Origin of the sequence: Amycolatopsis kentuckyensis, assembly GCF_002155975.1 — a bacterium.
In the GTDB taxonomy this organism is placed as follows: Bacteria; Actinomycetota; Actinomycetes; order Mycobacteriales; family Pseudonocardiaceae; genus Amycolatopsis; species Amycolatopsis kentuckyensis.
On sequence record NZ_MUMI01000663.1, the window covers coordinates 1 to 5,831 of the forward strand.

Annotated in this window: 7 protein-coding genes; 4 read left to right on the forward strand and 3 right to left on the reverse strand. The window is 72.5% G+C overall.

The features are described 5' to 3' along the window. Positions 1-321: nicotinate-nucleotide--dimethylbenzimidazole phosphoribosyltransferase (locus CCN39_RS45140; protein ID WP_208630660.1), on the forward strand; the 321-nt coding region annotated here is incomplete at its 5' end. Between the two features lie 106 nt (positions 322-427). Here CCN39_RS45140 and CCN39_RS45145 read toward each other — a convergent pair. Next, positions 428-1,531, reverse strand: a complete 1,104-nt coding sequence (locus tag CCN39_RS45145; protein ID WP_086853033.1) for a branched-chain amino acid aminotransferase — start codon at positions 1,529-1,531, stop codon at positions 428-430. A 96-nt stretch (positions 1,532-1,627) separates the two neighbouring features. On the opposite strand from CCN39_RS45145, the gene CCN39_RS45150 reads away from it, so the two are divergent. Continuing rightward, a complete protein-coding gene (locus CCN39_RS45150) occupies positions 1,628-1,927 on the forward strand; it encodes a hypothetical protein (RefSeq protein ID WP_086853035.1) in 300 nt (99 codons plus the stop codon). Here the strand turns inward: CCN39_RS45150 and CCN39_RS45155 are convergent. Both CCN39_RS45155 and CCN39_RS45160 read right to left on the reverse strand, forming a co-directional pair. Next, complete coding sequence (locus CCN39_RS45155; protein WP_208630661.1) at positions 1,884-2,546, reverse strand: ribonuclease FAU-1 family protein; 663 nt, start codon at positions 2,544-2,546, stop codon at positions 1,884-1,886. The two genes, CCN39_RS45150 and CCN39_RS45155, sit on opposite strands and share 44 nt — an antisense overlap. After that, positions 2,539-3,384: a hypothetical protein gene (locus tag CCN39_RS45160; protein ID WP_086853039.1), complete on the reverse strand. Its 846-nt coding sequence runs from the start codon at positions 3,382-3,384 to the stop codon at positions 2,539-2,541. The genes CCN39_RS45155 and CCN39_RS45160 overlap by 8 nt, the downstream gene beginning before the upstream one ends. A gap of 110 nt (positions 3,385-3,494) precedes the next feature. On the opposite strand from CCN39_RS45160, the gene CCN39_RS45165 reads away from it, so the two are divergent. Both CCN39_RS45165 and CCN39_RS45170 read left to right on the forward strand, forming a co-directional pair. Further along, positions 3,495-4,994, forward strand: coding sequence for a leucyl aminopeptidase (locus tag CCN39_RS45165; RefSeq protein ID WP_086853041.1), 1,500 nt, complete (start codon positions 3,495-3,497; stop codon positions 4,992-4,994). Between the two features lie 114 nt (positions 4,995-5,108). Beyond that, on the forward strand, positions 5,109-5,831 hold a 723-nt coding region (locus CCN39_RS45170), incomplete at its 3' end, for a TRAP transporter large permease subunit (protein ID WP_143264410.1).

Consider the following 5,831-nt stretch of genomic DNA (forward strand, 5'->3'; position numbering starts at 1 on the left):
GCGCAGGCCGCGGTCCGCCGGACGCCGGTGGTGCTGGACGGCCTGGTCGCCTGCGCCGCGGCGCTCGTCGCCGAGGACCTCGCCCCGGGCGCCCGCCGCTGGTGGGTCGCGGGCCAGCGGACGGCCGAACCGGCGCACGCCCTCGCGTTGGAGCACCTGGACCTGGGCCCGCTGCTGGAACTGGACGTCCGGCTCGGCGAAGGCACCGGCGCGGTGACCGCGTTGCCGCTGCTGATGATGGCCGCCCGCGTCCTCGCCGAGACGGCCACCCACGAGCAGGCCGGCGTCTCCGGCCCGCTGGTCGCCGCGCCCGCGTCCTGAACCGCGAAAGCGGCCCCCGCCGGGAAGGTCAACTCGCCGGCCCTAGCGGTAACTGCCTCGTCGATGAGGCAGTTACCGCTAGGGTCCGCCGAGGGGGTTTCGCCCGTCAGCCGAGCTCGACCATCCAGTGGTCCGGGTCCGGGCGGGTGCCCTCCTGGATCCCGGTCAGCTCTTCGCGCAGCTTCATCGTCAAGACGCCCGGCTGCCCGTCGGCGATGGTGAACTCGCCACCTGCGTGCTTCACGTGCCCGACCGGCGTGATCACCGCCGCCGTGCCGCAGGCGAACGTCTCGGTCAGCTCACCGGACGCCGACGCCTTCTCCCACTCCTCGGTGGAGATGCGGCGCTCCTCGATCTTGTACCCGAGCCGCGAAGCCAGCTGCAGCAGCGACTTGCGGGTGACGCCGGGCAGCAGCGACCCGGTCAGCTCCGGGGTCACCAGCCGGGCGTTCTCGCCCGAGCCGAAGACGAAGAACAGGTTCATCCCGCCCATCTCCTCGACCCAGCGCCGCTCGACCGCGTCGAGCCACACCACCTGGTCGCAACCCTTCTCGACGGCCTGCGCCTGCGCCACGAACGACGCCGCGTAGTTGCCGGCGCACTTGGCCGCGCCGGTGCCGCCGGGAGCCGCCCGGACGTACTCGGTGGACAGCCAGACGCTGACCGGCTTCACGCCGCCGGAGAAGTAGGACCCGGCCGGCGAAGCGATGACCGTGTACACGTAGTCGGCGGCCGGGCTGTTGACGCCGAGCCCGGTGGACGTCGAGATCATGAACGGCCGCAGGTACAGCGAATCACCCGGCCGGGTGGGCACCCACCGGCCGTCGACGGAGATCAGCTCCCGCAGCGACTCGAGGAAGACCTCCTCGGGCAGCTGCGGCATCGCGAGCCGCTCGGCCGACTGCCGGAACCGGGTGGCGTTGGCGTCCGGGCGGAACGACGCGATCGTGCCGTTCGGCTGGCGGTAGGCCTTCAGACCTTCGAAGATGGCCTGGCCGTAGTGCAGCACCGACGTCGCCGGGTCGAGGGTGAAGGGGGCGTAGGGACCGACCTGGGCGTCGTGCCAGCCCTCGGCCTTCGACCACTTGACGGTGACCATGTGGTCGGTGAAGTACAACCCGAAACCGGGCGTCTCGAGTACCTCCGCGACACGGTCCGCGCTCGCAGGACTCGGGTGCGGGAGATGGGCGAACTGTGTCGTGGTCGTCATGGCTAGACGATACCGCTTGCTCGGACGCGCGTTAGTCGGATGTCCATCTGTTCCGGGTTCCCCGCGCTCCCGGCGTGACGCCTCTAGGATGACGCCGTGACCTACCACTCCACTGAGCCGGTCCCCCGGCCCAAGACCACCGGCGCCGACATCAAGACGTTCGTCGCCGCGGTGCTGCTGACCTTCGGCGTCGGCCTGCTCGGCATGGTCGGCTGGGCCGTGCTGGACAGCGGGTTCGGCGGCTTCCTCGGCCTGGTCGGCGGGGTCTTCGGCGTCGTGTGGTGGCGGAAGATCCACGGCAAGGCGTTCCCGAAGGTGCTCCCGACGAAGTCGGTCGTCATCCTCGCGGTCGTCAACGCCGCGCTGGCGCTGGTCCTTCTCCTGACCGCGGGCTGAGCTCCGCCGGCAGCTCCGGGGCCGGCCAGCCTTCGTCCGGGCGGAAGCCGGTGTCGGTCCCGTCGAACGGGTAGGCGCCGCGTTCGGCCAGCGCGCCGATCCGCTCGCCCTCCGCGCGCAGCCGGTCGAACTGCTCGAGCGTCAGGCGGCCGACTTCCAGGGCGGCCTCGGCCTCGTCCTCGTCGTCCCAGCGCCAGCTGCCGTCGGGCTCGACGACGACGTCGAGCACGCCGTCGATCCGGTCGACCGCGCCCGCGGTGCGGCCCAGCGGGATCTCCAGGTTGACGTACCAGTTCTTGAACCGGCCTTCGAGGTCGAAGAACCACCAGACCGAGGACCACTCGTCTTCGGGGATCCGGCGCAGCGTCGACGCGCCGTGCCAGAAGTCCGGCACCGGCACCCGCGGGATGCGGAACCGCTGGTCCAGTGGGGCATCGCGCATCAGGCGGCCGTCGACGAGCCTGCTGCCGACGATCGGCGTGCCCGCCGGCAGCCAGGCGCGCAGGACGCGGCCGTCGTCTTCGAGGACGCGCAGCGGGTGGACCTGGCCGATCGAGCCGTCGGGGCGGTGGAACCGTTCGACCACGGTTTCCCCCGGCCGCCAGCGTCGATCACTCACGCGTCTCACTGTACCTGCGCGCGCGTACGCCCAGTAGCAGCTCGAACACGGCCGCCAGCCCCGCGATGACGAGCACGGGCAGCGCCGGCAGCAGGTACGCGGCCGCCGCGGTGACGGCGAGCCCGGCGACGCCCGGTACCCCGGCGCGGGCCCGGACCCCGGTCCCGGCGGCCAGGGCGGGCACCACGGTGGCGAGCACGGCGACGACCGTGAGCATCGGCTGCAGCGTGTCCGCGTCGGCGGCGGAGAGCAGGTCGCGCAGCGAGGTGAGCGACAACCCGAGCCGCACCGCGCCGAGCTGGTAGAGCGCGGCGAAGGCGGCGAGGAGGGCGAGCGCGCCGAGCAGCAGCACCCGCAGGCCGCCGCGGTCGCGGCCGGTCGGCCGCAGGAACGGCAGCACCAGCACCGCGGCGACGAGCACGCCCGCGAAGTCCGGCGGCTCGAGGCCGTCCGCCGTCCCCACCGGCGGCACCGCCACGCACACCGCGACCAGCACGAGCCCCGCGGTGAGCAGCAGCCCGCCGGTGATCCGTACGACGATCGTCGGGATCTCGAGCCCGGCGAACCCCGCCCCGGCGACGACCACGACGAACGCCGCGGCCGCGAGTTCGCGGTGCGCCGGGAAGACGTAGGCACCGAACGCGATCGCGTAGACGGTCACCTCCGACAGCCGCGCGACCGCGACGACCACCCGATCCACCAGGGCATCCCCCGGTTCCGGCAGCCGGGCCGTCACGCTCGCGGCGATCGCCGCGAGCACCAGCCCGGCGAGCAGCCACCAGCCCGCGCCCGCCGCTGCCGCCGCCAGCGCCACCAGCAGCCCACCGCCCAGCCGCACGCGGCCCTCCCTCGCCCTCTGTTCACCCGTGGTCAGGTCGTCATTAGCATGGCTCACGATCCCGACCGGGCCGGTGCCCGGTGCACACGAGAACGCGCGAGGAGCCAGAAGTGACCGTGCCTAAGCTCGCCCTGTCCGACAACACCGGGGAGGCACTGGCCAAGACGCGCGCCGACGTTGTCGTCATCGGCACCCTGCAGGGCGAGGACGGTCCCGTGCTCGCTCCCGGCGCCGCCGCCGTGGACGCCGCCTTCGACGGCCGGCTCGCCGGCCTGCTGGCCACGCTCGGGGCGAGCGGGAAGGCCGAAGAGGTCGTCAAGGTCCCGACGCTGGGCAAGCTCCCGGCCGGTGTGGTGCTCGCCGTCGGCCTGGGCAAGGCGGGCGACGCCGTCACCCCCGAGCAGGTCCGCCGCGCCGCGGGCGCCGCCGGCCGCGCGCTGGCCGGCACCGACCGCGCGCTCGTCACGCTGTCCGAGCTCGACCTGCAGGCCGCCGTCGAGGGCACCGTCCTCGGCTCCTACGTCTTCACCGACTACCGCTCGGAGAAGGGCGACGCCCCCCTCGCCAAGGCCGACTTCGCGAGCCCGGCCGGCGGCACCGCCCGCGAGCACAAGGCGACCCTGAAGGCGGCCGGCACCATCGCCGAGGCCGTCATCGTGGCCCGCGACCTGATCAACACCCCGCCGAACGACCTCTACCCGGCCTCCTTCGCCGACCGCGCGAAGAAGCTGGCCGAGGACAACGGCCTCGAGTTCGAGGTCCTCGACGAGAAGGCCCTCAAGCGCAAGGGCTTCGGCGGCATCCTCGGCGTCGGCGGCGGCTCGGCGCGCCAGCCGCGCCTGGTGCGCATCGGCTACAAGCCGGCCAAGGCCGCCAAGAAGGTCGCGCTGGTCGGCAAGGGCATCACGTTCGACTCCGGCGGCATCTCGCTCAAGCCCGCCGCGAACATGGACCACATGACCTCGGACATGTCCGGCGCGGCCGGCGTGCTCGCGGCCGTGGTGCTGGCCGCGAAGCTGAAGTACCCCCTCGAGGTCGTCGCGCACATCCCGCTGGCGGAGAACCTGCCGTCGGGGACGTCGTACCGGCCGGGTGACGTGCTGACCATGTACGGCGGCAAGACCGTCGAGGTGCTCAACACCGACGCCGAGGGCCGGCTCGTGCTGGTGGACGCCATGGTCCGCGCGGCCGAGGAGAACCCGGACTACCTGATCGAGACCTCGACGCTGACCGGCGCCCAGGTCGTCGCGCTCGGCAACCGCACGGCCGGCGTGATGGGCTCGGAGGACTTCCGCGACCGCGTCGCCGCCATCATGCAGGCCACCGGCGAAAACGGCTGGGCCATGCCGCTGCCGGAGGAACTGCGCGCCGACCTCGACTCGCGGCTGGCCGACCTGGCCAACGTGACCGGCCACCGCTGGGGCGGCATGCTCGCGGCGGGCATCTTCCTGCGCGAGTTCGTCGCCGACGGCCTCGACTGGGTCCACATCGACATCGCGGGCCCGTCGTTCAACACGAGCGCCCCGTGGGGCTACACCGGCAAGGGCGGCACCGGCGTCCCGGTGCGCTCGATCGCCGCGGTGCTGGCGGACATCGCCGCCAACGGCTGACGCACGCTGTTCGGAGAAGGGGCTCTCGCCGCGGCGGGGGCCCCTTCGGCGGTTTGGCCACCGGTGATCGAATTGCCGCTTTCGATGTGATCCGCGACACCGTACGGTGACCGGGTGACGACCGAGCCGGTGGAACGCGACTCCCCCGCCGAAATCGCCGCCGAGCACGACGAGGAACGCCCGGCGCGGAAGCTTTCCCGCGTGCCCGACCGCGTCGTCTACTTCGTCGCCCTCGCGGTCGCGGTCCTCGTGCTCAAGCAGGTGTTCTTCCCGTTCGCCAAGGGCAACCAGTTCTACCTCGTCCTCTTCCTCGGCGTGACGCTCCCGCTGGTCTTCCTCTGCTACCGCCCGCGGCTGCGCGGCCGCGACGACCCCGGCTGGACCGACTGGGCGCTCGCCGTCCTCGCCCTCGCCGTCGGCCTCTACCCCGTGCTCGTCGGCTACGACGACTTCCTGAACCGCCAGGGCATCCTGTCCCCGCTCGACATCGTCGCCGGGGCGCTCCTGCTGCTCCTGATCCTCGAAGCCACCCGCCGCACCACCGGGCTGGTGCTGCCGATCGTCTGCCTGCTCTTCCTGGCCTACGCCTACTACGGCGGCTTCCTCCCGCAGAACTGGGGCATCGCCCACGCGGGCATCGACTTCAGCCAGATCGTCAACGCGCTCTTCAACGACGCGAGCGGGTTCTACGGCACTCCGCTGGACGTCGCGGCGAGCTACATCGTGCTGTTCACCCTCTACGGCGCGGTGCTCAACGCCTCCGGCGCCGGGCAGTTCTTCGTGGACATCTCCTTCGCCGCGTTCCGGAAGTCGCGGACGGCGCCGGAGGCGTTGAGC

What these genes read in the sequence shown, in the direction of transcription:
- CCN39_RS45145 (WP_086853033.1), bottom strand. Translation starts at nt 1,531, where the DNA reads ATGACGACCACGACACAGTTCGCCCATCTCCCGCACCCGAGTCCTGCG.